The sequence below is a fragment of the Ruegeria sp. J8 genome, assembly GCF_056531925.1.
On sequence record NZ_JBQFMR010000002.1, the window covers coordinates 424464 to 451092 of the forward strand.

The 26629-nt window shown below is 56.3% G+C and carries 31 protein-coding genes; 24 read left to right on the forward strand and 7 right to left on the reverse strand.

The annotated features are described in order from the left end of the window. Nucleotides 1-182: 182 nt before the first annotated feature. From ACR0L1_RS05655 to ACR0L1_RS05680, 6 genes are all read right to left on the reverse strand, one after another. Complete coding sequence (locus ACR0L1_RS05655; RefSeq protein WP_171727571.1) at nt 183-995, reverse strand: NAD-dependent epimerase/dehydratase family protein; 813 nt, start codon at nt 993-995, stop codon at nt 183-185. After that, nucleotides 983-1885, reverse strand: a complete 903-nt coding sequence (locus ACR0L1_RS05660; protein WP_171727572.1) for an aldose epimerase family protein — start codon at nt 1883-1885, stop codon at nt 983-985. The genes ACR0L1_RS05655 and ACR0L1_RS05660 overlap by 13 nt, the downstream gene beginning before the upstream one ends. A 53-nt stretch (nt 1886-1938) precedes the next feature. Further along, the gene (locus tag ACR0L1_RS05665; RefSeq protein WP_171727573.1) at nt 1939-2934 is read right to left on the reverse strand and encodes a substrate-binding domain-containing protein; all 996 of its coding nucleotides are present in this window, start codon (nt 2932-2934) and stop codon (nt 1939-1941) included. 54 nt (nt 2935-2988) lie between these two features. Next, entirely contained in the window at nt 2989-3975 is a 987-nt protein-coding gene (locus tag ACR0L1_RS05670) for an ABC transporter permease (protein ID WP_216599034.1), read from the reverse strand. A gap of 2 nt (nt 3976-3977) precedes the next feature. Further along, a complete protein-coding gene (locus ACR0L1_RS05675) occupies nt 3978-5573 on the reverse strand; it encodes a sugar ABC transporter ATP-binding protein (protein WP_480857589.1) in 1596 nt (531 codons plus the stop codon). Between the two features lie 106 nt (nt 5574-5679). Next, the gene (locus tag ACR0L1_RS05680; protein WP_171727576.1) at nt 5680-6351 is read right to left on the reverse strand and encodes a GntR family transcriptional regulator; all 672 of its coding nucleotides are present in this window, start codon (nt 6349-6351) and stop codon (nt 5680-5682) included. Nucleotides 6352-6472: 121 nt separating this feature from the next. On the opposite strand from ACR0L1_RS05680, the gene ACR0L1_RS05685 reads away from it, so the two are divergent. From ACR0L1_RS05685 to ACR0L1_RS05745, 13 genes are all read left to right on the forward strand, one after another. Next, complete coding sequence (locus tag ACR0L1_RS05685) at nt 6473-7327, forward strand: SMP-30/gluconolactonase/LRE family protein (RefSeq protein ID WP_480857824.1); 855 nt, start codon at nt 6473-6475, stop codon at nt 7325-7327. Between the two features lie 26 nt (nt 7328-7353). Then, nucleotides 7354-8388, forward strand: coding sequence for a sugar ABC transporter substrate-binding protein (locus ACR0L1_RS05690; RefSeq protein ID WP_171727578.1), 1035 nt, complete (start codon nt 7354-7356; stop codon nt 8386-8388). 78 nt (nt 8389-8466) lie between these two features. After that, entirely contained in the window at nt 8467-9990 is a 1524-nt protein-coding gene (locus ACR0L1_RS05695) for a sugar ABC transporter ATP-binding protein (protein WP_171727579.1), read from the forward strand. Continuing rightward, nucleotides 9987-10988: an ABC transporter permease gene (locus tag ACR0L1_RS05700; RefSeq protein WP_171727580.1), complete on the forward strand. Its 1002-nt coding sequence runs from the start codon at nt 9987-9989 to the stop codon at nt 10986-10988. Before ACR0L1_RS05695 ends, ACR0L1_RS05700 begins: the two co-directional genes overlap by 4 nt. Before the next feature lies 1 nt (nt 10989). After that, nucleotides 10990-11778 carry an SDR family NAD(P)-dependent oxidoreductase gene (locus tag ACR0L1_RS05705; RefSeq protein WP_171727581.1) on the forward strand — a complete coding sequence of 263 codons (789 nt, stop codon included), beginning with the start codon at nt 10990-10992 and terminating at the stop codon, nt 11776-11778. 22 nt (nt 11779-11800) lie between these two features. Further along, a complete protein-coding gene (locus ACR0L1_RS05710; RefSeq protein WP_171727582.1) occupies nt 11801-12295 on the forward strand; it encodes a lactoylglutathione lyase family protein in 495 nt (164 codons plus the stop codon). Further along, on the forward strand, nt 12288-13319 hold the full coding sequence (locus ACR0L1_RS05715; protein ID WP_171727583.1) for a C-terminal binding protein: 1032 nt from the start codon (nt 12288-12290) through the stop codon (nt 13317-13319). Before ACR0L1_RS05710 ends, ACR0L1_RS05715 begins: the two co-directional genes overlap by 8 nt. Before the next feature lie 12 nt (nt 13320-13331). Continuing rightward, nucleotides 13332-14021 carry an RraA family protein gene (locus tag ACR0L1_RS05720; RefSeq protein ID WP_171727584.1) on the forward strand — a complete coding sequence of 230 codons (690 nt, stop codon included), beginning with the start codon at nt 13332-13334 and terminating at the stop codon, nt 14019-14021. Next, nucleotides 14002-14922 (forward strand): 2-dehydro-3-deoxygalactonokinase, encoded by a 921-nt coding sequence (locus ACR0L1_RS05725; protein WP_171727585.1) that lies wholly within the window; start codon nt 14002-14004, stop codon nt 14920-14922. Before ACR0L1_RS05720 ends, ACR0L1_RS05725 begins: the two co-directional genes overlap by 20 nt. Beyond that, complete coding sequence (locus ACR0L1_RS05730; protein ID WP_171727586.1) at nt 14919-15545, forward strand: 2-dehydro-3-deoxy-6-phosphogalactonate aldolase; 627 nt, start codon at nt 14919-14921, stop codon at nt 15543-15545. The genes ACR0L1_RS05725 and ACR0L1_RS05730 overlap by 4 nt, the downstream gene beginning before the upstream one ends. Further along, nucleotides 15542-16243 (forward strand): SDR family NAD(P)-dependent oxidoreductase, encoded by a 702-nt coding sequence (locus tag ACR0L1_RS05735; protein ID WP_171727587.1) that lies wholly within the window; start codon nt 15542-15544, stop codon nt 16241-16243. The genes ACR0L1_RS05730 and ACR0L1_RS05735 overlap by 4 nt, the downstream gene beginning before the upstream one ends. 10 nt (nt 16244-16253) lie before the next feature. Next, entirely contained in the window at nt 16254-16769 is a 516-nt protein-coding gene (locus tag ACR0L1_RS05740; protein WP_171727588.1) for a 2,4'-dihydroxyacetophenone dioxygenase family protein, read from the forward strand. Further along, nucleotides 16750-17154 (forward strand): methylglyoxal synthase, encoded by a 405-nt coding sequence (locus tag ACR0L1_RS05745; protein ID WP_480857594.1) that lies wholly within the window; start codon nt 16750-16752, stop codon nt 17152-17154. Before ACR0L1_RS05740 ends, ACR0L1_RS05745 begins: the two co-directional genes overlap by 20 nt. 393 nt (nt 17155-17547) lie before the next feature. Here ACR0L1_RS05745 and ACR0L1_RS05750 read toward each other — a convergent pair whose 3' ends face one another. Beyond that, the gene (locus tag ACR0L1_RS05750) at nt 17548-17835 is read right to left on the reverse strand and encodes a hypothetical protein (protein ID WP_253282777.1); all 288 of its coding nucleotides are present in this window, start codon (nt 17833-17835) and stop codon (nt 17548-17550) included. 163 nt (nt 17836-17998) lie between these two features. On the opposite strand from ACR0L1_RS05750, the gene ACR0L1_RS05755 reads away from it, so the two are divergent. The 11 genes from ACR0L1_RS05755 (at nt 17999) to ACR0L1_RS05805 (ending at nt 26628) form a co-directional block, all read left to right on the forward strand. Next, nucleotides 17999-18325, forward strand: a complete 327-nt coding sequence (locus ACR0L1_RS05755; RefSeq protein ID WP_170415557.1) for a hypothetical protein — start codon at nt 17999-18001, stop codon at nt 18323-18325. A gap of 64 nt (nt 18326-18389) precedes the next feature. Next, nucleotides 18390-18968, forward strand: a complete 579-nt coding sequence (locus ACR0L1_RS05760) for a lytic transglycosylase domain-containing protein (RefSeq protein ID WP_171727648.1) — start codon at nt 18390-18392, stop codon at nt 18966-18968. Next, a complete protein-coding gene (locus tag ACR0L1_RS05765) occupies nt 18968-19258 on the forward strand; it encodes a TrbC/VirB2 family type IV secretion system protein (protein ID WP_025060020.1) in 291 nt (96 codons plus the stop codon). Before ACR0L1_RS05760 ends, ACR0L1_RS05765 begins: the two co-directional genes overlap by 1 nt. A gap of 7 nt (nt 19259-19265) precedes the next feature. Beyond that, a complete protein-coding gene (locus ACR0L1_RS05770) occupies nt 19266-19544 on the forward strand; it encodes a VirB3 family type IV secretion system protein (protein ID WP_480857597.1) in 279 nt (92 codons plus the stop codon). Then, nucleotides 19534-21900 (forward strand): VirB4 family type IV secretion/conjugal transfer ATPase, encoded by a 2367-nt coding sequence (locus tag ACR0L1_RS05775; protein ID WP_480857598.1) that lies wholly within the window; start codon nt 19534-19536, stop codon nt 21898-21900. The genes ACR0L1_RS05770 and ACR0L1_RS05775 overlap by 11 nt, the downstream gene beginning before the upstream one ends. Further along, nucleotides 21893-22051 carry a hypothetical protein gene (locus ACR0L1_RS05780; protein WP_480857600.1) on the forward strand — a complete coding sequence of 53 codons (159 nt, stop codon included), beginning with the start codon at nt 21893-21895 and terminating at the stop codon, nt 22049-22051. Before ACR0L1_RS05775 ends, ACR0L1_RS05780 begins: the two co-directional genes overlap by 8 nt. A gap of 46 nt (nt 22052-22097) precedes the next feature. Beyond that, nucleotides 22098-23192 (forward strand): lytic transglycosylase domain-containing protein, encoded by a 1095-nt coding sequence (locus ACR0L1_RS05785; RefSeq protein WP_480857826.1) that lies wholly within the window; start codon nt 22098-22100, stop codon nt 23190-23192. Further along, nucleotides 23189-23968, forward strand: a complete 780-nt coding sequence (locus tag ACR0L1_RS05790; RefSeq protein WP_480857602.1) for a type IV secretion system protein — start codon at nt 23189-23191, stop codon at nt 23966-23968. Before ACR0L1_RS05785 ends, ACR0L1_RS05790 begins: the two co-directional genes overlap by 4 nt. A gap of 4 nt (nt 23969-23972) precedes the next feature. Beyond that, nucleotides 23973-24623 (forward strand): VirB8 family type IV secretion system protein, encoded by a 651-nt coding sequence (locus tag ACR0L1_RS05795; RefSeq protein ID WP_480857604.1) that lies wholly within the window; start codon nt 23973-23975, stop codon nt 24621-24623. A gap of 3 nt (nt 24624-24626) precedes the next feature. After that, nucleotides 24627-25322: a TrbG/VirB9 family P-type conjugative transfer protein gene (locus tag ACR0L1_RS05800; protein WP_480857606.1), complete on the forward strand. Its 696-nt coding sequence runs from the start codon at nt 24627-24629 to the stop codon at nt 25320-25322. After that, nucleotides 25315-26628 (forward strand): TraB/TrbI/VirB10 family type IV secretion system protein, encoded by a 1314-nt coding sequence (locus ACR0L1_RS05805; protein ID WP_480857607.1) that lies wholly within the window; start codon nt 25315-25317, stop codon nt 26626-26628. The genes ACR0L1_RS05800 and ACR0L1_RS05805 overlap by 8 nt, the downstream gene beginning before the upstream one ends. Nucleotide 26629: the final 1 nt, after the last annotated feature.

The window sequence follows — 26629 nt, forward strand, 5'->3', positions numbered from 1 at the left end:
AGTGATGCAAAACTATCTGGACAAATCTGCCCTTGGCCAATGAGTAAGCACGGCCGAATATTTCCTTCGGCTACTGCAGCGAAAAACACCAAGCGCAGGAAGTGCGAACATACAGCACCTTTGCCAATGGGTGATCACAGTACTTTCTCGATGCCTGAATTACACAATGACTGCTCGCTTCGTCACCACTCCGGAAAGTAAGTTGCGAAAAGGTTTGGAAGCCGAGTTGAAAAAAACCGCGTTAGAGCAGACTTAGTGGCAATGACGGCGTTAATTTTTGCGGGACTTCCGTCTTGTGGGGAATAGCCGATCACGCGCTGTGTTTCAGAAATATCCCAACGCATGCCCGGGTTGTCCGACATCAAATTTAGGGCCGCAAAAGACACGTCCTTTGCATCGATCGCGGCCTTAACGCCGCTGAGAAAATCCCGATCGCTTAGCCACATTTCCTGGCCCCAACGGCCCATCGCCATGTGTGGGCCTGGCTGATTGTCGTGCGTCCATTGCGTCCAGCCGATGCGCAGACAGATAACAGACAGCCCATGATGCTCGGCAAAATACGCACCGGTACGTTCACAGAACAGCTTTGACATGCCGTAGGCGTTCACCGGTCCAGGAGGTGTCGCGCTGTTGAGAGCATCTTGCGTAAAGCGCTTGTCACCATGCACCCAATTAGAACTGGCAAGAACCACACGGCCAACGCCCATCGCTGCCGCATGGTGATAAAGCGTGAGCGTTGCGTCCATGTTGTGTTTAATGGCCGAGGGCCATGTAGCAGCAGGTTCTCTGTCGCCGGCCAGATGCACGATCACGTTGACGCCGTCCAACAGGCTCACCCAACTGCTGCTGTCGCCTGAAAGGTCTGCTGTGTGAATGTCGGGGTGGTCGACCGTTCGAATGTCGATGCCAGAAACCGTATAGCCGGGTTCGCTCTCAAGCGCGTCGAATAGTTTGCGACCGAGATGTCCGCCCGCGCCTGTGATCAGGACATGCATGACAAGAGTTCCTTGTTTTCTGATTGTTTTTTTTGCGCGTTGAAGACTTCATCATTTGTCCAGACGCGAAATGCTTGTTTGAAGCTCATTGTTTCACCGGACCCCAGGTTGCACAGCGGAGAATGCCACTCAGCTTCGCAATAAGCGTAATCGCCAGAATTGAAGACTTCGAACGGATGTTGATGAGCATATTGGTCACTCTTTTGAGGCGGCGTCACTGAACAACCAATCCACGGGCCATTCTCGCCGCATCGGATCAATGAATTGCCGTCTGGATTTGGCAACCCAACCTTGAACTCTTGCAGCCGAGAGCAATCACTGACAACGCACGTTTGATCCGAAGTGACCATTTCGTCGGGATTGCCAAACACAGTGCTCGCCTGCGCCGCGCCTGTATCGACGCCGATTTTTGCGGGTGTATCAAGCATCATGACCGACCAGATCCCGGTCGGTCGCGGGTGGGTTCCGTGATTGGTGACGCTATGCTCAATCGACCAACGGTCGTTGGAGCTCAAAGTAATCCGGCGGGACACTGACAGATTCGAGATCGGACAGATGGTGCTAACCAATTTAATATGAGTGTCGCTTTTTGAGCGGACTTGATAAGGCCCGCTGTCGAGCGCCGAAAAAGGGGCCCCGTTGGCCCAGGATGTATCTGGCGCGATCCACGTCTTTTCCCCACCCCAAAGTGGAAAACCAAATTGCGGAGAACGTGTCGGCAAGTCTGAGGGCTGAATGTCTTCAAACGGCAGCCCATCGAGGTCGGGGTTTTGGAACAGGAGCGATTTTCCCCGGAAATTTATGTCCCACAAGCGCCCGCCGATTCCGGGAAGAAGGGTCAGCCGCAGTTTGTCCCGCTCAAGGTTTTGGACACGCCACCTGAAAGACATGTGAGACCCCTCCCATGGATGCCCGGCGCGCGAAAACGCGCCGGGCAAATTCTTTATATATGCTTGAACTGCGCGACATTGTCAGCCGTGATCGGCATCACACCGGTTTCTACGCGTTCTGGCAGCGGGTTGATCCCAGCGGCCTTCCAATCCGGCAAGACTTTCAGAGCATCTGTGTTTTGCCAATGCATCATGTGGAAGGCGAGGAAGATTTCCAAATATGACTTCTGAGCCACCGCGCCGTGGATTGTGCCGTCCTCGATGTAGGGCAACATGTCGTCGTTGCGGTCCATCGCGACGATCTTGATGTCCTTGCGGCCCGCTTCGTTAACCGCGATTGCCGCGCCCTTGCCGCTATCGCCATCGGTGCCGCCAATGCCGACGATATCAGGGTTGGCCTGAATTGCCTGCAGATAGGCGGTTGGAGCGTAAGAGGGATCAGCCTTGTCATTGACCACATCAACGACTTCGATCTCTGGATACTTTTCGGCGAAGATCTGTTTGTAGCCTTCAACCCGCTCCAATGTAGAAGGAGCAGGGAAAGTGCCGAGGACTACTTTGCCCTTGCCACCAATGGCCTGGGCCAGCATTTCCCCACCCACGCGTCCGGCTTGTACACCGTTAATGCCAAGAAAAGTAGACCGAGGGCTATCAGGGATATCTCCGATACAGCACGTTACCGGAATACCGGCTTCAACCGCGCGCTCGACGCCGGGCGCGAGGGTTGCCGGGTCACCTGGGAAGATGAGGATGCCAGCAGGACGGCGTGCGATAAGCTCGTCAAGTTGACGCGCCTGTGCAGCCGTGTCGAAATCCAGAGGACCGGTGAAAGTCGCCTTGATCCCCATCAGTTCTTCAAGGTCCTTCATAGCATTGCGGTAATCTACCCAGAATGGAACCTGCGTCACGATCGACAGGAAGACATATTCCTTGCCTGCTGCCTGCGCCATCGCCTCTTTGGACAGCATGGGCAGGCCAAATGCAGCCGCCAATCCAGCTGTGGTCCCTGCTGTCAGAAGCTTGCGCCGGTTTACTTTTAAGTCAGTCATAGTGATCTCCCTGTCTTGGATCGTTGATTGAAACTGAATTTTGGTTGGGCGGGTTCACCCCCGCTTGCTTCGGATCAGCATGTCCAGCGCAACCGCTGTCACGAGCACACCGCCGATAACAATCATCTGCCAGTAGATAGACACTGCCAGCATGGTCATGGTGTTGTTGATCAGGGCGACGAATACGACGCCGAGAAATGCGCCCAGGATCGTGCCTTCACCGCCGCGCAATGATGCTCCACCGATGACCGCCGCTGCCAGAACTTGAAGTTCGATACCATTGCCCGCAGTCGGGGTCCCGCTCATCAGGCGAGAAGCGAGCAGTACGCCAGCCAATGCGGCCAGAACTCCGGTTAAAGCGTAAAGGATGATGCGCACGCGCGTGACATGTATGCCTGACAGCATCGCCGCTTTTTCGTTAGCGCCGATGAAATAGACTTGCCGGAAAAAACGCGTATGACGAACCGCCAAATCGAACAGAATGACCAGCAGAACAGTAAACAGGACGATGACGGGCAATCCACCGATATCGGCTTTGCCAATCCAGGCGAAGGAGGCAGGCAAGCTGGATACAGAGAAGCCTTCGGTCAGAACAAGTGCGATGCCGCGCGCGATTGACATCGTGCCAAGGGTTGCGATCAACGGGTTGATCCCAAGGCCGGTCACCAAGACCCCGTTCACCACGCCGACAACGCCACCCAGAACAAGGCCGCAAACCACGGCGAGCGGTATTGGCATTCCTGTCAACAGCAACATGGCCACTACAGTCGAAGAAAGAGCCATAACCGATCCGACGGAAAGGTCGAACCCGCCCGATGCGAGCAGAATGGCCATACCGATCACGATAATTGCGGTGGGCGCCATGCCCACTGCGACGGCCCGGAAGTTTGAGAAGCTGAGGAAGTATGGGTTGACGTTGGACATCACGATGATGATGGCCGCGATCAAAACAATAAGTGTCAGCTCTCGTATATCGACAAAGGCCTGAAGGACTCGGCGCAGAAGAGGCCGTTTTGTAGGCAAATTGGCTTGAGCAGTCATGGTCACGTCGCGACTCCTGATTGATTGGGTTGCGGTGTCACTGCGGGCGAATTTGAATTTCCCGCAGCCAATTGAAGGAGCGTGTCCTCGGTTGCTTCGGCTGCCGCCACGTCGCCCATGAGCCGGCCTTCGTGGACGACAAGAATGCGAGTCGAGAGCGAAACAAGTTCCGGAAAGTCGGATGACACGACGAGGATAGCCATGCCTTCGGCTGCGCAGCGCAAGAGTTCAGTGTGAATCTGGAATTTGGCCCCAACATCGACGCCCTTAGTGGGTTCCTCGATGATCAGAAGTCCCGGCGAACGTTTAAGCCATTTGGCCAACATGATTTTTTGCTGGTTCCCACCAGATAGATCTCCGACAAATTCAGAGATTCCGCTGGTCTTGACGCTGAATGCGTCAATGGCCGCAAGGCTTGCTGCCTTGATGGATCCAACGCGCATGATACCTGCGGATGTGTGCTCATCAAGGCTGGCTGCAATGAGATTGTCGCTGAGCGTTTGTTCAAGAAAGAGGCCCTCAGTCTTGCGCTCTTCCGGGACAAAGCCGACTCCGGCACGCATCGCTTGCCGCAGGGATTTAAACCTGACGGGCTTGCCATGAAGCGCGATCTCGCCGGTTGCGCCGTGCATCAGCCCGGCGATGGAGCGAACAATTTCGCTGCGGCGGGCGCCCATCAGCCCTGCCATTCCAACGATCTCTCCTGCCTTGATCGAGAATGAGATATCTTCAAAATCGCCGTGATGTGTAAGGTTGTTGACTCGCAAGACTTCGTCGCCGTTGACCTGACCCGAACGATTAACATCGCCTGGATGCGCGCCGCCAATCATCTCGGCAACGACTTGTTCCTGTGAAGTTTGCGACACAGGCAGGGTGCTGATTTGAAGTCCGTCCCGCAGAACGGTGATGCGATCCGAGATCCGGAAAATCTCGGACATGTGGTGACTGACATATACAATGCCAATCCCTTTTTGGGTCAGTGACCGAAGCACTTCAAACAGGGCGTCCACTTCGTCGGGCGCCAATGCGGACGTTGGCTCATCCAATAACAAGACGCGCGAATTCAACGACAACGCTTTTGCAATTTCAACAACTTGGCGCGAACTTATTGGCAGGCTGTCCACCGGCAACGAGACATCAATGTCCAGTCCGAATTCCGAAAGCAACGCCTCGGCACGGCGACGCAGTTCGGGCCAATCGACTACTCCCATTTTTGTGGGGGCGCGACCGGCATAAATATTTTCTGCTACCGACAGCGCACCTGCTAGACTGAGCTCCTGGAAGACGCACCCAATGCCAAGAGATTGAGCGTGCGAAGGGCTTTCGATTCTTTGTTCTTCGCCATCGCAAAGAATCCTTCCTGCGGTCGGTTGGTGTAACCCGTAAAACAGGCCGAGGCAGGTAGACTTCCCAGCACCGTTTTCACCGCAAAGTGCGTGCACCTCACCGGGTCTCAGTTCAAAGTCGACCCCGTCCAATACTTTGTTAGATCCGAAGCTTTTGCCAACTCTTTCCAGTTGGATCAGAGACCGAGTCTCCGATTCGCCCTGTTCCGCATTCTGCGCCATCCATAACTCCTCCTGCTTTTCAATTGGCATCTGATATCTCAGATGTCAATTGAAAATGATGAATTGCTGTCAGCGCACGACAAGAAATGGGCGCGCCGCTTTGGCGCGCCCCGGTACACATGATTCCGAATTTACCTTATTTGGAAACCGCACTTTCGAGGACTATGGAGGCGCTTTTGTAGGCCTGACGTGAGCGATCGATATGTTCGGCGAGCAGGAATCTTATTTTCTCCATATCGCCTCCCAGAACAGCAGCGGCTATCTTTTTATGCTCATCAAATGACAGTTCGGTATGTTGGGGTAGTTTGGCCAAATGGGTTCGCAGAGCCGCAATTTTTCCCACGTACCGCGTATAGCTGGCAGAGAGATAGTCGTTGCCGGCATGTTCGAAAATTAACTGATGAAACGCGGTATCGAGCGAAAGATAGCCCCTTTCATTCCCTCGTCCGCGTTCGCGTTCCATGTCTTTTACAACCCGTTGCATTTCTCCGGCCAATCCTTTCGCATTGCGTGCCAAAGCAAGTTCAAAAGCGGCCGTTTCAATGGCTTGCCTGAAGTCGCATATCTGGGCGACTTCAGGTTCGGACAGAGAAAAAACGCGTGCACCTTTTTGAGGTTCGATGCTGACCAATCCTTCATCACGCAATTGAGCTAGCGCCTCGCGAACTGGCGACTTCGATACGCCCAGTTCTTCAGAGATTTTCCGCTCAGACAAAACCTGCCCCATTTTCAGGGAGCCATCGATGATGCTGTTACGCAAATGTTCCAGGGCCAGTTCACGCAGTGTTTTAGGTCTCTCAAGCGCCATCTAGAGATCTCTCCAAAAAAAGGTGTTGCCAGAATCAAGATATCTGATACACCAGATAAGACAACCTGGTATATCAGATATCAGTTATTGACGTGGAGGCAATAAATTGCGCGCTGAATTGGTGGCCGATTGCAAGAATCAGCACGGAGAGGGGATCTTTTGGAACCCTGCCGATGGCCTGGTTTGGTGGACTGATATCGAGGGCTGTGCGCTTTGGTCTTTTGATCCGGTAACGTCAAAAACCTCGTCCCATAAGATGCCGGAGCGCGTATGTTGCTTTGCTCCTCGAGCCTCAGGCGGGCTGATTGTCGCATTTGCCGATCGGGTCGCTTTGTTCGATTCGACCTTGAATAAAGAAACCCTCGTGGCGAAATTCGAGCCGCACAACCCGGAGACACGACTGAACGACGGTCGGACGGATCGGCAAGGGCGGCTAATTGTTGGGGGCATGAACGAATTGTCCGGCACGGCTGACTCGTCGGTCATCTGCGTCGACACGGATTTGAGTGTACGCACAATCATCGAGGCCGTTTCTTGCGCCAACTCGACTTGTTTCACACCAGATGGCGCCACGATGTTCTTTGCAGATACTCCGGATCGCGAAATCGTCGCGTTTGACTATGATATCAACAGCGGATCCGTTTCGAACCGGCGATCGCACGGTTCTTTCAAGAACGAGCCCGGCTTACCAGATGGGTCCTGCGTCGATGCCAAAGGCGGTGTCTGGAACGCTGAATGGGAAGGCCATCGCGTAGTTCGCGTTGCGCCGAACGGCGTAATTGATCGCGTGATCGAGGTGCCCGTTTGGAAGCCTACCTGCTGCGCCTTCGGGGGACCCAATTTAGACACGCTTTTCATCACAACTTCGCGGCTGATGAGCAACGAAGCAGAATTAGAAAAAGAACCGGAATCCGGCGGTCTCTTTGCCGTGAAGCCCGGCGTCCATGGTGTGATCGACGCGCCATTCAACGGTTAACAAACAATTTTCTGGAGGAGAAAACAATGTTGAAAACGCTCATGACCACAACGCTTGCTGCGGGGTTTGCCACGATGGCAGCGGTCGCGATGGCAGAGAACTACCCGAACCCTGTACCGCTTCAGGATGGGGCGCAGGCACCGATCGATGCGATTGCGCCCAAGAACGATACGTTCCGGATTGCATACATGCCGCCCGCAACCGAGTTTAATTACTACATTGCCATCGGTGAGGGTATCAAAGCCGTCGCGGCGGAAGCCGGAGTCGACGTCTTCATGCTTGCGCCTCAGTCCGGTGCGGACATCAACGGCCAAATGGGCATGATTCAGGACGTGCTGACACAGGATGTGGACGCAATCATTTTTGGTACTCATGATGAGTTTGCCGCAGCACCTTTGCTGAAACAGGCTGTCGACAAAGGTATGGCGGTTCTGATGATCAATTCCGACATCCCAAACTTCCCTACACCGATCCACGGTGTGGTTGGATATTCCCAACGCAACGGCACCCATGCCATTGCTGACTGGGCAATCGAGAACTACGGTGATCAACCCTTGAAAGTCGGCATCATCGAAGGACAGCCAGGATATCACTCGACCGAGCGTGTTGGGGGCTTTCTTGACGGAATCGAAGGGAACGACAACTTTGAAGTCGTGGTCTCGATCGATGGAAAGTGGAACGTCGAAGGTGGCAACACTGCCGGCATGGATATCCTGCAGTCGAACCCTGATCTGGACATGATCTTTGCCGCAAATGATTACATGATCATTGGCGCATCCTTTGCTGCAAAAGCACTTGGCCGTAGCGACATCGTTCTTTTGGGCAACGATGGCGACACGTCCGGACTCGAAGAAATCGCAGCCGGCAACATCACGGCAACCGTTAACACCTCTCCATTCCTGATGGGCAAGGCGGCCATGCATGCGACCCTTGATGCGCTGAACGGGTCCTATCCCGGTGGCTGGATTGAAACGCCTACGTCAATCGAAGACAAAGACGGTGCGATCGCTGTACTGCAAGAGCCTGAAAAGCTCTTCCCGCAACCATCCAAAGAGTACTAAGAACCTCTCCCTGCTTTCCGGCGGCGCCTTTCGGGGTGCTGCCGGGGGCACTTTCGACTGATCTTCGAGGACTTACCGATGACACCCGAAACGCCCCTATGGGAGTTTGTCGATATCACCAAGGCCTATCCTGGTGTTCTGGCAAACGACAAGGTCAACATCCGGCTGATGCCGGGGTCGATCCACGGATTGCTGGGAGAAAACGGCTGCGGCAAGTCCACAATGATCAAGACTCTGTCCGGCGTGCAACAACCCGACAGCGGACAGATCCTTCATAACGGCCAACCTGTAACAATCAGCGATCCCCAAGTGGCGCGCGATCTGGGTGTTGCAACCGTATTTCAGGAATTTTCCATCGTTCCGACTCTATCGGTTGGCGAAAATATCTTCCTTGGCAACATGCCCCGATCCCGTCTCGGTGTGATCGATTGGGCCAAGGTTAACAATGAGGCTGCGCGGGTTCTGGCCGAGATGGATGTCGATGTCGCGCCCGAAACGATCACTGGAACGCTGTCGGTTGGCGAACAGCAATTGGTAGAGATCGCAAAGGCCATCGCAATGGATGCTCGTATGATCATCCTTGATGAGCCGACAGCTGCTCTTGGCGAGGATGAGATCGACCGCCTGCACCAGCTTTTGCGCAACATGCGCGAGCGCGGCACAGCGATTCTTTACGTGTCACATCGGCTGGATGAGGTTGAACGGATCGTTGATGAAGTGACCATCCTGCGCGGTGGTTGCGTTGTGCGGGCAAGCGGCGAAACAAAGATCAATGTCTCCGAGATTGTCAGTGCAATGGTTGGGGAAGACATCGGCGAACATTACCCCAAGGAGCACAACGCAAGAGACGAAGTTGTGCTCGAGGCTTGCGAACTCGCAACGACTTCCGGTGTCAAAGATGTTTCGTTTTCACTGCACCGAGGGGAAGTGTTGGGTTTCGGAGGCGTGTTGGGCAGCGGTCGCACGGAGATTGCTCGCGCCTTGTTCGGGACGGATCACCTGACGAGCGGTCAGATTAAACTGAATGGCAATCCGGTTCGCTTGCGCAGAGAAATCGACGCCATCCGAGCAGGGATTGCCCTGGTTCCCGAAAATCGCAAATTCGATGGTTTGTTCTTTAATTTTCGCGCGAGCGGGAATGTCACGGCCGCGTCCCTTGGTGGGTTGGCCCGGTTTGGCGTTCTGAATTTGAAGGCCGAAGAAAAGGCCACCCACGACCTGATCCGCGACCTTGAAATCTCGACCCAAGCCGAGGAAAAGACGGTAAATTTTCTGTCTGGTGGCAACCAGCAGAAGATCGTGATCGCACGATGGCTGTTTTCGGATTCAGACATATTGATCCTTGATGAACCCACGCAGGGGATCGATATCGGCGCGAAGATCGCGGTCTACAAGCTGATCAACAAACTGACCCGTGCTGGCAAGTCCATTATCCTGATCAGTTCGGACCACGACGAGCTGTTGGCCATGAGCGACCGGATTGCAGTTGTTCATCACGGCACGATCGCACGCACGGTCAAGGCATCTGACCTTACCCATGACGACCTCGTTCGCGCATCCGCCGATATTCCCCATTCCAAGCCTAAGGAGGCGTTCGCATGAAGCGGATCTTTGATACTCAGCTGATCGGGCCATTCGCCGCTTTGGTGATCGTCGCCCTGATCGTGGCGCTTACGACAGAACGGTTCCTGAATCCCGGCAACCTGTCGAACCTGTCCTTGCAAGTGAGCATTGTGGCGTTGATTGCGATCGGGTCTACCATCGTGATTTTCGCTGCGGGCATTGATCTTAGCTCGGGGTCGATGGTGGCCTTGTTGACGATGATCCTGGCTCAAATGCTGAAGTTTATTGGCATTCCGCTGGTTTTGGCATTGCCACTTATTCTGTTCGCCGGTGGTTTGCTCGGGCTCTTCATAGGGTTGATAACCGCCTATGGGCGCATCCCGTCGTTCATCACCACACTCGCGGCCTTGATCGCGTTCCGGGGACTGGCGCTCACATTCAACAATGGATCACCCATCTTTTCGCTCGACCCGGCGCTGGAGCCGATCTTTTACGGTAAATTGCTCGGCATTCCGCTACCGTTCTTTTACCTGGTATTCTTTTACGCACTCGCCGCGTTTACGATGAACTTTACCAAATTGGGCCGCGAGATTTACGCAGTTGGTGGCAATCCCGCGGCTGCCGTTCTGACAGGTATCAATGTACGCAAAGTTCAGGCAACGACATTTGCCATCGCCGGTTTCATGACAGCCGTCGGCGCGATCCTCATGTCGGCGCGCCTGAATTCCGGGTCGCCCAATTATGGCCAGACGCTTGAACTTCAGGCCATTGCCGCCGCTGTGGTTGGCGGGGCGAGCCTTGCAGGTGGACGCGGTAATATCCTCGCCACGCTCATGGGGGCGATGACCATCGTGATTGTTCAAAACGGCTTGAACCTGAACGCAGCGCCGTCCTCGGTTCAGAATATCGTACTGGGTCTGATCATCCTGTTGGCCGTTGGCATCGATATGTGGCGCGCTGAAATTTCGGCCCTAATGGGACGCGTGTTTGGCCGGTCGCCCGCTCAGCAAACATCAAGTCTAAAAAAGGAGGCCTGAAATGGACCTTGGGCTCAAAGATAAACTTGTCCTTGTGACCGGTTCCGGCTCTGGCATCGGTAAGGCCACTGCCAGAGTTTACCTCGAAGAAGGCGCGCGGGTTATCGCGCATGGCTTAACCGAAGCCGAGGTATCTGCATGTGTCGACGACCTATCGAACTTGGGTGAAGTTGAGGGCATTGCGGCCGACCTGACAAAAACCGCTGATGCCGCGACGCTGGCAAGCTTTGCCCAAGCGCGCGGTGAGGTTGATGTTCTGGTCAACAACGTCGGCATCTTCTCGGTCAAACCGTTTGAGGATCTGACCGATGACGACTGGATGCATTACTTCAATATCAACGTTTTGTCCGCCGTGCGGATGAGCCGGATCTTGCTTCCAACTATGCTGAAGCGAGGCGAGGGGTCCATCATCAACATGGCCAGCGAAGCCGCGGTAAAACCGCTGCCTCAGATGGTGCATTATTCTGTTACCAAAACTGCCATGTTAGGTCTGACCCGTGGTATGGCAGAGCTGACAAAAGGCACAAAGGTGCGGGTCAACTCGATCCTGCCCGGTCCAACGTGGACCGAAGGAGTTGAAGCCTATTTTGACGGGTTAGCCGATCAAAAAGGCGAACCGCTCGACTTGATTGTCGACAACTACTTCAAAGCAGACGAGCCAACATCGCTGATCCAACGGTTCGTCCAACCAGACGAAGTCGCCCGCATGATTGTAACGATTTCGGCAAGCACAGCCTCAAACGGCGCCGCGCACCGGATCGAAGGCGGCATCGTTCGCAACATTCTTTAACAACAAGAAAGAGGAGTCCGTCATGGCCGCCCTTACATTCTCTCATATCGGCATCACTGTACCAGACCTTGAAAAGGCCGTGGAATTTTATTCCAAGGCATTTGGCCTCTACGTGCTGATGGAGCCGACCGAAATCCTGCATGACGAAAGCGCTATCGGTCAGATGTGCGACGACGTCTTTGGCGAAGGCTGGGGCAAGTTCCGCATTGCCCACTTGTCAATGGGCGATGGCGTTGGAATCGAGTTGTTCGAATTCCCCAAGACCATCGATGAAGAGCGTCCGTTCGAATACTGGCGCCGCGGTCTGTTCCATTTCTGTGTTCAGGATGAAGACCTGGAAGGTCGCGTCAAGGTCATCGAAGAACTGGGCGGCAAGCAGCGTATGCAGCAGGTGCGCAAGTATTACCCCGGCGAGAAGCCCTATCGCATGGTCTATATGGAAGACCCGTTTGGCAACATCTTCGAGCTCTACAGCCATTCATACGAACTGACATATTCGGCGGGTGCCTATGACTGATAGCACCAACTTTACCCCCCGTACGGACAAGCCCAAGGTCGTGATCACCGATTACGACTTTGGAGACCTCAAGGTCGAGACGGAGATCCTTGAAGCTGCTGGCGCCGAGGTGATTGCGCTTCAGGCGAAGCGTCAGGAAGATCTTTTTGATGTCGCGCCGCACTGCGCTGCGATGATCAATCAGTATGCACGGATCGGGAAGGAAACGATCGCGCGGATGCAGAAATGCGAGGTTATCGCACGGTACGGAGTGGGTGTGGACATTGTGGATGTCGCGACAGCGACCGACAAAGGCATTCTTGTTACGAATGTCCAAAACTATTGTACGGAAGAGGTCGCTGATCACGCGATTGCGCTTTGGCTGACCCTGGCGCGCAAATTGCCCGACTACGATCGGGCCACACATGCAGGGATCTGGCAATGGCAAAGTGGACAGCCGGTTTACCGGCTGCGTGGTCGCACGTTAGGTGTCGTCTCACTGGGTAAGATTGGACAAGCCATCGTTGCGAGGGCGCAATCCTTCGGGGTCCAGGTTATTGCGTATGATCCTTTTCTTCCGGCAGAAGTCGCCGCGAAGTTCGGCGTGGAGCTGGTTGACAAGCAGGAATTGCTGGCGCGCTCGGACTACATCCTGATGCAGGCGCCCATGACGCCGGAAACGCATCACTTTCTGTCGGATGCCGAATTTGCAGCCATGAAGCCGGGCGCGATCCTCGTAAACACGGGGCGCGGGCCAACCGTCGACAACAAAGCGCTGTTCCGGGCACTGACTAAGGGGCATTTGGCAGCGGCTGGACTTGACGATCCCGAAGAGGAACCCGCCAAACGCGCCAACTGGACCCCGGATGATAACCCGCTGTTCACATTGTCCAATGTCCTCGTGACACCTCACGCGGCCTATTACTCCGAGGAGTCCATTCACGCCGCGCGGGTCACCGCAGCCACGCAGGTGGCCAAAGTTCTGACAGGGCAAAAACCAGACTACACCGTCAACGCTGAAGCGTTGGCTGTCGCAACCGCATAGCAGGAGACAAAAATGCCTGACGTGAGCACAGATCTGAGGGTCTATAACGATTTTGAACGTAACTCGGACTTGTTGAAGAAATTCGACAAGGTATTGGAAGCCTATTCCGCCGCTGCCATCTTTGCCGATGTGCAATACCGCACCGGTGTAATGGATAGCGCCATCAAGCCCGCATTCCGCGCCAAAGTGACAGGTCAGGCTGTGACTGTTCAGCTTTCAAAAGGCGATTTGGTCGATCCTTTGAAGGCGCTTGAGATGGCTCAGTCTGGCGACGTGATTGTTGTGGATGCTGGCGGAGATCAACAAACGTCGGTTTGCGGCGGTCTGATGGGTGGATTGGCTAAGAACCGTGGCATTCGCGGCATGATCGTCGATGGCACCGGGAGGGACACGGACGAGTTGGAAGACATCAACTGGCCGATCTGGACCAAGGCGATTACACCGCGCGGGACGCACACGATGTTTTCTGAACGCAAAGACGAGCTTTCGATCAACGTGCCAATCGCGTGTGGTGGAGTCGTCGTAAACCCAGGCGATTTCATCGTCGCCGATCTTATGGGTGTCGTGGTGATCCCACAGGAAATTGCGGAAGAAACCGTGCGCCTTGCTCAGGAGCAGGCGGATCGTGAAGAGAAAACCCGCGAATGGGTTGCACAGGGCAAAACGGTTGAGGATCTGCTGAATGAATTCGGTCGCATCTGAGCCGGCTCTGATCGGCGTTGATTGGGGCACGTCATCACTCCGCGCTTTTCTCATTAGCGCGGAAGGTGAGGTGATTGACGGCGTTTCGTCGTCTGAAGGCATCATGAAAGTTGATGGTCAGACTTTTGAGGCGGTTCTGGACCGTCTCATCCGCCCCTGGGCCGCCAAAACGGATCTTCCGATCCTTGCTTCTGGCATGATCACCAGCCGAAATGGCTGGGTTGAAACGAGCTACGCTGAAATGCCACTTGGCGCGCGCGGTCTGGCCCGGTCTTTGGTTTCGCACGAGGCTACAAACGGTGCACGCATACATTTTGTGACAGGCGCGGCAACGGAGCACGCCGGTGGACCTGATGTTATGCGTGGAGAGGAGACTCAGATCATCGGAGCTTCTTCTCTGGGGCTGAGCGAAGGTATTTTCGTGATGCCCGGCACGCATAGCAAGTGGGTTCAGGTGGCAGACGAAAAAATTTTGGATTTCTCGACTTATATGACCGGAGAGATCTTTGCCGCGCTCAAGGGCCATACGATCCTTGGCACCCTGATGAAGGATGATGTTTTCAGTAAAGAAGCATTCATAAAGGGTGTCGAGGCGGGTCTGGCCGGGGAGGCTAACTTGCTTCACAGCCTGTTTCACGTTCGAACGCTTCCTCTGATGGGCAAAATTCCCAATATTGCCACGGCCGACTACATGTCAGGTCTGCTGATTGGGACCGAAGTCGCGGCCGCCACCCATGATCTGGAGGAGGTTGGCACGATCACTGTTGTTGGGCGCAGCGATCTGTCGGAGCGATATGAAATTGCACTCGAAACCGCAGGTTTCGAAAGCAGACATGCGCCAGATGACATCGTAGCCAAGGGTCATTTTCTGATCGCCCAGGCAGCGGGGTTGGTAGGATGATTGATCTCTCAGAGGCTCTTTCACAAAATGCACTAATAGCGATTTTAAGGGGTCTTGAAACGAAAAACGCGCTGGCCGTTGCGGACATACTCGTCGCGGAGAGCTTTCGGATTATCGAGGTTCCATTGAACTCACCGGATCCGCTCACATCAATCGAGTCGATTGCTCAACGCCACGGGCAGACGGCCATTGTCGGTGCGGGCACCGTTTTGACGGTCGAGCAGGTCGACGCCGTCGCAGATGCGGGTGGCCGGATCATCGTGTCGCCAAATATGAACCCGGATGTCGGGCGCGCAGCGATAGCTCGCGGATTGTATTGGTGTCCGGGTGTCATGACCCCATCCGAAGCCTTTGCAGCTTTGGACCTTGGTGCATCGGTCCTCAAGTTCTTTCCAGCTGAATTGGTGCCTCCGGCGGCCATCGCCGCCATGCGCGCCGTTTTGCCCAAGGATGCTATTGTGGCAGCAGTTGGAGGGATTACGCCGGATACGATGGCCCCGTATCACGCCGTTGGTGTAGATGGATTTGGACTTGGATCTGCCCTGTTCAAACCAGCCTATTCATTGGATGATGTCGCCAAACGCGCGCGCGCTTTTGTCGATGCATTGGAGGAATTGAGTTGAAACAAGCCCTCGTCACGGGCGGTACTCGGGGAATTGGCGGAGGAGTTGCACGGTCGCTGGCCGAGGCGGGTTGGTCCGTCATTGCGGCATCAGTGTCCCAATCCGAGCTTGATAGTTTTGAGCCTCAGGATGGGATAACTGTCCGGCTTCTGGATGTTACTGAACAGACATCTGTACAGGAAGTTTTTGGTGGCCTGTCGCGTTTGGACGCACTAGTGAATTGTGCGGGCATTCTTGTGCGTGGTGATGAATACGACATTGATGTCTTTTCCAAAGTCCTTGATGTGAACCTGACGGGCACCATGCGCTGTTGCCTCGCTGCTCATCCATTGTTGGCTGAAACGCGCGGAGCCATTGTCAACACGGCCTCAATGCTCAGTACGTTTGGTGGACCTCTGGTGCCGGCATACTCCGCCTCAAAGGGCGGTGTTGCTCAGTTGACCAAGGCGCTGGCTGGCAAGTGGGCAGACGACGGGGTCAGAGTAAATGCCATCGCGCCCGGATGGATTGAGACGGAAATGACCCAAGGTCTGCGCGATGACCCGGAACGGACAGCGGGGATTATGGCCCGAACACCGATGAAACGGTGGGGAAAACCAGAAGAAGTCGGCGCACTGGTGCAATGGCTTTTGAGTGAACATGCCAGCTTTGTCACCGGATCGATCTACCCGGTCGACGGTGGCTATCTCGCAATGTGAGGAAGAAGATATGACCGAAGATACATCCCGGATGCCCTATCAATTGCCGTTCCCGAAAGACGCGCAGGATGAAATCGTAATTCCCAACGCAATGAGCGGGGATGACAGGCTTTGGGTGCCACAAGCAGAGAACGTCTGGTTTCGGCCGCTCTGTCTGAACCGGTCACAGGGCTATTGGATGAACCTTCTGAAAGTAAAAAAAGCCGGAGTGCTTTCACGCCACCGTCACCCGCAGCCTGTTCATGGTTTTGTCCTGAAAGGACGTTGGCACTATCTGGAGCACGAATGGGTCGCCGAGGAGGGTGGCTATGTCTATGAACCTCCGGGGGAAACACACACGCTTGTTGTTCCTGATGATGTCGAAGAGATGGTTACCTATTTCCAGGTCAATGGAGTAATGTGCTACGTCGATCCGTGGGGCAAGGTCACTGGATACGAGGATGTCTTTACCAAGATCGATCTCTGCCGGAAGCACTTTGCGGAAGTCGGGCTTGGAGAAGACTACGTTGAACAATTCATCCGGTAATGGACTGCGTTTTGCGCTGGTAGCACATGATGCAAGGAAAGATGAACTCGTCGCTTGGGTGGGACGTCACCAGAACCAATTCTCAGACGTGCGCATTGTATCAACCGGAACAACCGGCGGACGGATAAGCGATGCCTACCCAAAACTGGATGTCACCTGCCTAAAAAGCGGGCCACTTGGTGGTGATCAGCAAATCGGCGCGTTAATCTGCGAAGAAAAACTTGATGCGCTTATCTTTTTTGTCGACCCACTGTCCCCGATGCCGCATGACGTCGATGTCAAGGCGCTGACACGTCTGGCGACTGTTTACGATCTGCCCATGGCCTGTTCGCAATCAACAGCTGATCTGGTTGTGAATGGTTTGTGTTGTCAAAGCGCAGAATAACGCGCCCGTGCCGCCGGTCTTCACACGGTCAGGTCAGCCGTCAGACAAAAGATGGTGTGCAAGCCGATCCAGTTTCTCAACGCCCAACTGGCTCATGTTTGCTTCTAGGTCTGATTTCAAAACATGCACCAGGTGATTGATGCCTTTGGCTCCGATCCGACTTGCGCCGGCGTCGAGTTTTTTTCGGTTGCAGAATTGGCTAAATGTCGGCTTTCAAGGAATTCCTTGAACCGGTTCGCTATTGCAACAAAATTCCGCTTTCCGCCCTTCTTTTAAATCCACCTTGCTGGTGCAGCGTCGGTTGAGCACTTGCAGCGAAACGCGGGAAAGTCCCGTTGGCGACCTTCGCGGCAGCTTTATTGAACGGCAGCTTTCTCCACGTGAGGACGGCTATCATTTCCTCATGTCGTCCAGGAACTCCAGAACGCGCGCATAGTCTCCACTGACCACGCGCGCTTGTTCGAAGACCGCTCGCCTCTGCTGATCTAGGCAACGGAAGTACCGCTCGACATCGGTAAAATACGTCTCCGCATCGCGCCTCAGCAGGTCCGCATAAGCCCGCACGTCATCGGGATCAGTAGGCATCCAGGGCGGCGCAGGCGGCAGGCAACTGCTCGCGATCGCGGCAGTACCCCAGCTCAGAACGACCATAACCGCCCATGTTTGTTTCAAAAGCGCCATATTATCTTGGCTCAGCCACTCCGTTGCAGTAAATTTGTTTCAACGCATGAAGGGCGCAATAACTCAAATTGCACCCATTGATTGCAAGATTATAATATTGTATTGGTTCGGTAGTCCATGAGGGACTGCCGGGCCAATGCACAATTCTGCAAGGCTCGATCCTATGAATTTGATGCAAGACGCCCCCAATGTTGTCAGTGAAGACGGGCTGCGCACACTACTTGCCGAGGGTCATTCGGCGGATGTTGTGTGCCGGGTTACGCCCAAACGTACAGGTGCTCAGTGGTCCGGAGTTTGGACCGTGCATTGCGTCTCGCCTGATGGCGAGACGCGTCGCCTGCTCGTTACAGCGCGCAACAACATGGCTGCCCGAGAGTTCAAGACAATCAACGGCTTATCCAGCTTCCTTGCGGGCCTTGGTGTTTCGATCGTCTCGATCCCGATGCTCGAAGGCAAAGTCGCCTCACACAAGCTGGACGACGCGGGCTAAGCTACTTGCCGTCCTCGCAGCATGCATTGCTGCCCCCGCCAATTCTGAAGGCTTCGTGCTTTCTATGCGGGCCGATGGCCAGCTGGAGACCAAAACACCCCAATCAGGTTTTGCCCAAACCTATGTCGACGGGATTGGTGCAAACCCGCCAGAGCTGATCGTTTTCACAGCGCCTGAACCTGAAGCGACTTCATCTGCACCTGCCCGCGCAGTTCCCCGCCCCGAAATCCTCGCAGCACTTGAAAGCACCGCGCATCGCTATGGCGGGCACCCGGCGTTGCGTCGCGTGGGTCTGTCGGTGACGGAATGGCAGGCCCTCTTCCAAGCCAATATCGAGATCGAAAGCGCCTATCGACCAACTGCGCGCAGCTCGGCAGGCGCGATCGGCCTCGGTCAGTTGATGCCCGCGACGGCCGCGCAGCTCGGCGTTGATCCGAATGACTGGCAGGCCAACCTCGATGGATCCGCCCGCTACCTTCTAATGATGTTGGCGCAGTTCGGCACGCCGGAACTGGCGCTCGCTGCCTACAACGCGGGGCCTGACGCGGTCACGCGCTATGGCGGCATTCCTCCCTACCGAGAAACCCAAAATCACGTGCGCCGCGTCATGGCCGTGCGTGATCGACTGACTGGAGCCTCCTGATGCACATACAATTCCGCACGATCCTGTCGCTGGCCCTGGCCAGCTTGATGATTGCCAACCCCGCCTTTGCGCAGAGCATCGACCTCTCGCCGGTGCAGAACCTTTTGCAGGGCATCGTCGACACGATCACCGGCCCCTTGGGCATAGTCATCGGCACCTTGGCTTTGATCGGCGTGTTTCTCTCCTGGCTGTTTGGCATTCTGGATTTCCGCCAAGCTCTTTGGGTGCTTGTTGCGATTGCAGGCATCGCAGCTGCACCGACCATCGTGACCGCCATCTGGGGCGCGTAAAATCGACATGGCAACGCAAACCCGCCTCTTTCTGGGCCTGATCCGGCCACCAAAGCTTATCGGCTTGCCGATCATGTATGCCATGGTTTGGCTCTTCGGGTTTGTGTTGCTGTTTCTCTGGGTTCAAAGCTGGCCGGTGATCATCATCGCCGCTCTGGCCTATCCAGCGCTGTGGAAAGCAGCGGATTGGGATCCGGCCTTTCTTGAGGTGATGGTCACTGCCCTGCAGGAAACGCCATCGACGCCAAATCGCAAGATCCATTCGGGGGACAGCTATGCTCCATGACCCCTCGGATGATCTTGCAACGCTGCCAGACTGGGCGCGCAAAGAGCGCCCGATGGCCAGCATGCTACCCTATGTCAGCCTCGTGAATGATGTGACGATCCGCACGCGCGGCAATGCGCTGTTCCAGTGCATCCGTCTTGATGGCGTCAACAGCATGACCAGCGATGACGCGCATTTGGAGAAGATCCGCGCGCTCTTCGCTGCAATCATCGCACAGATCGGGCCGGAGTACAGTTTCTACGTACACAAGGTTTCAAAAGCGATCGAGACCGCCTTACCACCGGTGCCAAATGAAGGGTTTGCCCAATCGCTGGACAACCGCTGGCAATCGGCCATGGCGCGGGCAGGTCTGCGGGACAAGACTCTGACGCTCACCGTGTTGAAGCGTCCGCCCCTCGGTGCGCGGCTGCGTCTGAAACGTGCAGACTCAATCTCACAGTTGAAAGACCAGACGGCCAAGCAGCTGCGCAAGCTCGAGGAGGTCGTTGGGTTTCTGCTGTCGTCTTTTGCAGAGATGAATCCCCGCTTGCTTGGGGCCGAAAATGGCGAGCTACTCGGGTTCCTCGGAGCACTCAATATTGGTCAGGAACGGCCGCTGTTCGCCAAATCGCGATTTGGCGTCATTGCCGAAGATGTGGCCAACACGCGCGTCACGTTTCAGGGGCGAGACTTTACGCTCGACGATGGGACGGCGGGCAAGCATTTTGGCACCAGTTTCGCGATCAAGACCTACCCAGCCAAAACCAGCTGCACCATGTTCGACGAGCTGAACCTGCCCGTCGACATGGTGGTCACACATTCCTTCACGCCGATAAACAGCAACATCATGGCCAGCCGCATCAAGCGCCAACAGCGTCTGATGAAGGCCAGCGATGATGGCGCGATTTCCCTCGCCGAAGAGCTGGTCGACGCGCTGGACGATCTTGAATCCAAGCGCCTTAGCTTTGGCGATCATCACATGACGGTCACGGTTTTCGCCGAGACCGAGGAAAAGCTGGAAGCCATCGCGGCCGAGGTACGCAATATAGCTGCCAGTGAAGGCGTCAATCTGGTGAACGTGAGCTTTGCCGCCCGAACCCATTATTTCGCGCAGCATCCTGGCAATGGGCAAATGCGCAGCCGCAAGGCCGCCATCACGAACACGAACTTTGCCGACCTCGCAGCACTGCATCGCGGTCAACTGGGCAAACCCGGACACAGAGTCCCATGGGGCAAGCCGATCACTCTATTCCCGACGCCAGAACGCTCGGGCTTCCTGTTCAACTATCATGAGGCGGGTCAGCCAGACAAAGAGCCGACCGGTGGACACACATTGATCCTCGGTCGTCCTGGCTCCGGCAAATCGGTGTTGTCAGCCTTCCTCATGACCCAAGCCCGGCGCTGCGAAGCCCGCGTCTTTGTCTTCGACTATCGCGCTGGCATGGAAATGGCCGTGCGGGCCAATGGCGGGCGCTACAGCGCCATCAAGGTAGGTGAAGCAACCGGTCTCAATCCGCTGCGCACAGAAGTCGACGGACGCGGCCAAGCCTGGCTATCCGATTGGTTGGCCACGCTGCTACATCGCGCTGACAAGCCCCTGAGCCCTGTTCAGATCAACCGCATCCAAGAAGTGGTGCGCCAGAACGCCGGGGCGAGCGATGCCGCCCTGCGCAACTGGCTGGATTTGGCCTCCCTCTTTGTGGCGGGGGCAGATGAAGGGGATCTGTTTGAGCGGATTCAGGAATGGACCGCTGATGGCCGCTACGGTTGGATTTTTGGGCAAAGCTCTGAGGATACCTTTTCGCTTGATGGTGATGTCGTCGGGTTCGACCTGACCGGCATTCTCGACAGCGAAAGCGAGAAAGAACGCATGGCGGTCCTCTCCTACCTGTTTCAACGGGTGGAGCGCGTGATCGAGGACCGCAAACCGACGCTGATCATCATCGATGAGGCCTGGAAAGCACTCGACAACCCGTATTTCGCAGACCGGCTGAGCAATTGGTTGGTCACGGCGCGAAAACAGAATGCCGTCGTTGTGATGATGACCCAATACGCAAGCCAGCTTGAGAAAACACGCACCGGCAAAACGATTGTCGAGGCCGTTCCGACGCAGCTCCTGCTTCCCAACATCCGCGCTTCGGCCAGCGACTACACCATGCTGGGCCTCACTGAAAAAGAGCTCAGCGTATTGCTCGGCACAGGCAGCAATTCCCGTCTGGCGCTGGTGCGCGATGATCAAGGTTCAGTGGTGATCGACGCCGATCTCAGCGCCCTTGGCCCCTACCTCACGATCCTTGGCGGCATGGAAAAAGGCGAAGCGCTGGTCGGCGCGAATTATCGCCAGAACCCCGACTTTTGGAGACAGATTGATGGCTAGACTATGCGTGCTGACCCTCACCCTTTTGACCCTGACAGCCTGCGCGGAATATCGGCCGTCTGAAGCCGAATGCTTCAACTACTTTGCCGAGGTCAGCCGCAGCAACTGCAATTTTGAACTGCTTGGGCCGATTGGTGGTCTCGGTGAGTAGGCACCGCCTGCATATCTTTGCGGGCTTGGTGTGGTTCGCCGCGCCAATGGCCTATGCTCAAGGCGTGCCGACCTTTGATGCGGGCATGTTCCTGCAGCGCGAGCGCGTGTTGCAGCAAAGCGAACAAGATCTGGCGCTGCAACGGGATCGGTTAACCAAAGAGGAAGAGCTTGAAGAGCTCGAGCAAGAACAACTCCAGGCGCTGGAAGACATCCTCAATACCACGACGTTGGCCAGCGGGAACTCAGGCGCACTGGTCGCAAGCTTGGAAACAGGTTCATCGCCTGAAAACGCCGCAGACACGCTCTATGGTTCGGTCGACCCGAACCCCGGCGCGGGCCAGATGTTCGGCGATGCCTCTGGCTCGATCGAAGAGCTGATCATTCGCGCGGCTCAGGAAACGCACCATATGTCCGGCGTGCGCGCAGCGGGCCTGTCGCCCAAGCAATGGCGTTGCCTGTTGCAAGCGCTGATCTGGCAGGAAAGCCGCTTCACCATCGGCGCGCGCTCCCCTGTCGGTGCATTTGGCCTGACCCAGATCATGCCCGGCACGGCGCAGGATCTGGGGATTTACCCGGCCTACTACGAAAACCCCTATATCCAGGTCACGGGCGGCGCGCGATATCTGGCGCAGATGCTGGCCATGTTTGATGGCAACATCATTCACGGCCTGGCGGCCTACAATGCCGGTCCTGGCAATGTGCAGCGCTACGGCGGTGTGCCGCCCTTTGCTGAAACCCAACACTACGTTCAGGTGATCCCCGAGCGCTACAATCTCTACCTTGCCCACGTTGGCGGCGTCGACGCGCTTGGCACCATTGATCCAGTTTTGCTCGCCAACTCCACCATGAGCCTCACCTCTTTCGGCGCAGGGGTCTACGGCGATTACTCCTTAATCTCCGTGCAAGCGGCCGCGCTTCGGGTGCAGGACATCATCACCCGCATTGGCGAAACCGACGACATTCACGCGGCCATGTCGCTCAACACCTACGCTCGGGCCGAGCTCGCTCGCCTGATCGCCATCCGCACGCGTCTCAAGGCCGCCCATACCCGCCCACTCAGCGCGTCAGAACTAGCCATGGCGGCCGCTCAGGCGCGCGAACAAGACTTCATGCAATTCGATCTGGAGGCCCTCCGATGATCCGCTTTCTTTCTGCCGTAGCCACCTGCGCATTGTTGGTTGCGTCTCCTGCAACTGCTCAAGGCGTGCCGACGGTCGACACGCGCAACATCGCCCAGGAAATTCGCCAGCTGCAGCAGATGCTGGAGGATTTCGGGATCCAGACCGACCAGCTCGACACGCTTCTCGAACAGCTCGACCTTGTGCAGCAGCAACTCGACACGTTGAACGAAACCTACGCCGCCCTGACCGGCGCGACAAACATCATTGAAATGGCCATGGGCGGTGACCTCGATGGGCTTTTGGACCAAGAATTCGGCGATCTCCTCGGCACCATCCGTCAAATCCAGAGCGGCGATTTCAGCGGCCTCATCGGCAACGCCGCTCCTCAAATGGAAGGGCGCATGACACAAGCGCTTGAGGATGCAGGCTTTGACCAAAACAGCCTGTCCGACATGGCCAGCAGCGGCAATCCGGGCGCGGAACGCATTGCCAGTCAGGCGGGCACCGGGGCGTTGATGTCGGCGGCCGCTGAGAACAGTTATGACGAGGCCGCGCAATCCCTCGAGCGGGTTGAACAACTGGTTTCACTGATCCCGGACATGGAAACGCTCAAAGAAGCCGTCGATCACAACACCCGCGTCACAGCCGAGCTTGCCATCGCAATGACGCGAATGTGGGAGCTTGAAGCCATTCAAACCGTCGGCGCTGGCCAATCCGGAGTGGTCGATGCCGCGACGTTGGCCGAAGAACGCCGCTACATGGACTTTACCCTTCCAGACCTTCGCGCGGACTGATCCCATGAACAGCGAGGCAGAAATTATCGAAGAAGAGCTCGTCTACGGCGCACGGCGACGCGAGCTCATGTGGCAGAAGCTGGGGCTGACTGGCATGGCATTTGGCATGGCAGGTTGCCTCGCCGCTGCCCTCGTGGCCCTGTTCGACGTGGACCCGCCGCCCATGATCGTGCCCTTTGATAGCGAAACCGGCATGGCCCTCCCCAATGCCCTGGTCGAAGCGGTCTCACTCACGGAACGCCCCGCTATCATCGAGGCACAGGTCTACCGCTATGTCATTGATCGAGAGACATACAATCAGCTCGACAATGATGTGCGGGTGCGGCGGGTCCTGGACCAGTCGGACGGTGCGGCCGCCGCAGGACTGCGCGCACTTTGGACAAGTGGCCATGAGGCCTATCCGCCAGATAGCTATGGCACAGATGCCCGCCTTGAAGTCGAGGTTTTGTCGATCACGCACATCAGCGCCAATCGCGCCCAAGTGCGCCTGCGCAAGCGGCTCAATTCGCCGCGCGGCAGTCAAAACGGGCTCTTCACCGCAACCCTGATGTTTGAGTTTCGTCCCGAGAACAGCCGGTCGATCGACGATGTCTGGCAGAACCCCTTCGGCTTCACCGTCACCGAATACGCGATCCGCTCGGATCGTCTGGAGTAAACCATGCGTCGCCTGTTCCTGATCCTCGCCCTCATTGTTCCGATTGCAGGCACCGCCTATGCGGAGACTCTGCCGCGACAAGGCCCCTATGATGCCCGTGTCCGGCTGGCGACCTATCAGGATGGGCAGGTCTACCGCATCCGCACCAGCCTGACCCATGTGACCAGCATTGAATTTGGCCAGGCCGAGACCATCCGCTCGATCATTGCAGGTGATACCGAGGGCTTCCTGCTGGACGGCGTGCCCGGCGGCCAGGCCTTTGCGATCAAGCCTGTCACACGCGGCGCGCATACAAACATCACCGTCTATACCAACCGACGCAGTTACTATTTCAATGTGACCGAGGCGAGCTCGCCGACCTTCTACGTCATTCGTTTTACCTATCCCGAGGCTGCCCCTAGGCAATCCCGTGTGGCAACAAACCAACCAGCAAACCACGCCTACGGCGTCAGCGCACGGTCCGAGATCACCCCGCGCGAGATTTGGGATGATGGCACTTTCACCTATTTCCGCTTTGCCGCGAACGCGCCATTGCCTGCGATCTTTCGCTGGTCGGCTGGCAATGAGCGCAGTGTAAATGCGCTGGCGCGGCCAGATGGCGTGATCCGCGTCTCAGGCGTCAGCGATCGATGGGTTCTCAGGATCGGCGAGGACGAGATCTGCGTCCAAGAGATGAGCGAGGCAAACCACGATGAGTGAAACAGCTGAGCTTAAGAAGCGCCTAGAAGCGCTTGAAGGAAAAACACAAAACCCGAAGGCGCGTCCGTCTGTTGTCACTATTGCCATGGGCATTGCGGCAATCGCCGCCCTTGGCGGTGTCTTGCTTTTGTTCTCTGGCGGCACTGAACCCGATAGCCTGGAAACCGCATCGCCGGATGAGTTCCAAGCAGCGGGACCGGGCTTTGGTGCGCTCGAACCCACGCCTGCACCGATTGGCACAACCCCGCCGCCGGAACCGGAAACAAACAGCGAAACAGACGAGCTGCGCGCGCAAATGGACGCTTTGCGGTCCGAGCTCGAAGCCCTGCGGAATGCGCCTGCACCTGAAGCCCCAACCGTCGACACACAAGCATTGGATACCTTGGGAGCAGAGATCGATGCCCTGCGCAGTGAGGCCGCTGCGACGCAAGCCGCCTTGCGCGAAGAACTGGAAGAACGTGCCCGGCAAATCCAGCGACTGCAGAACGATCTTGAGCTGGCGCGCCTGGAAGCCCCGCGTATGCCCGCACCAACCGGCCCCACGGCCGAGGAACTGCGCCTTCAGGAACTCGAGCGGCGTCGGCAAGCTGAGCTTGAAGAACTCCAAGCTCGTATCGCCAGCCCGATCATCGCCTTTGGCGGTACTGGAAGCGGCAACAATGAAACCGCCGCGCAGCAGCGTCGGCTTGATGGCGACACTGACTTTGTTCGCAACGGGGCTGAACCTACTGAGGTGACGCAAGCCCAGTTGATCGTGAACCCGTCAAACACTGTTGTTCAGGGCACAATGATTCAGGCCGTGCTTGAGACAGCGATCGACAGCTCGCTCGCCGGTCAGGTCCGAGCCATGGTGTCTGAAGATGTCCACGCCTATGACGGCTCGCGGATTCTGATCCCGCGCGGCGCGCGTCTGATCGGACGGTATCAATCTGGCCTCAACATAGCGCAGCAACGCGTGACCATCGCCTGGGATCGAATCCTTCTGCCCAGCAACCAGACCGTCGAAATCAGCGCCTTCGGCGGCGACGAACTGGGGCGCTCCGGCACAACTGGTTTCGTCGACAGCCGCTTTGGAACACGATTTGGGTCCGCCGCTCTGATATCTTTGATCGGAGCCTTGCCTGCTGTCGCAGCTCAAAACACCAAAGATGAGATCACCTCTGATGTTCTGGAAGGTATTGGCGAAGACCTGCAAGACAGCGCGCAAAGCGTGATTGGTGAATACCTCTCCGTCTCTCCCGTGATCTATGTCGATCAAGGTGCCCGCGTCACCGTGATGGTCGACCGCGATCTGGAGATTTTCTGAC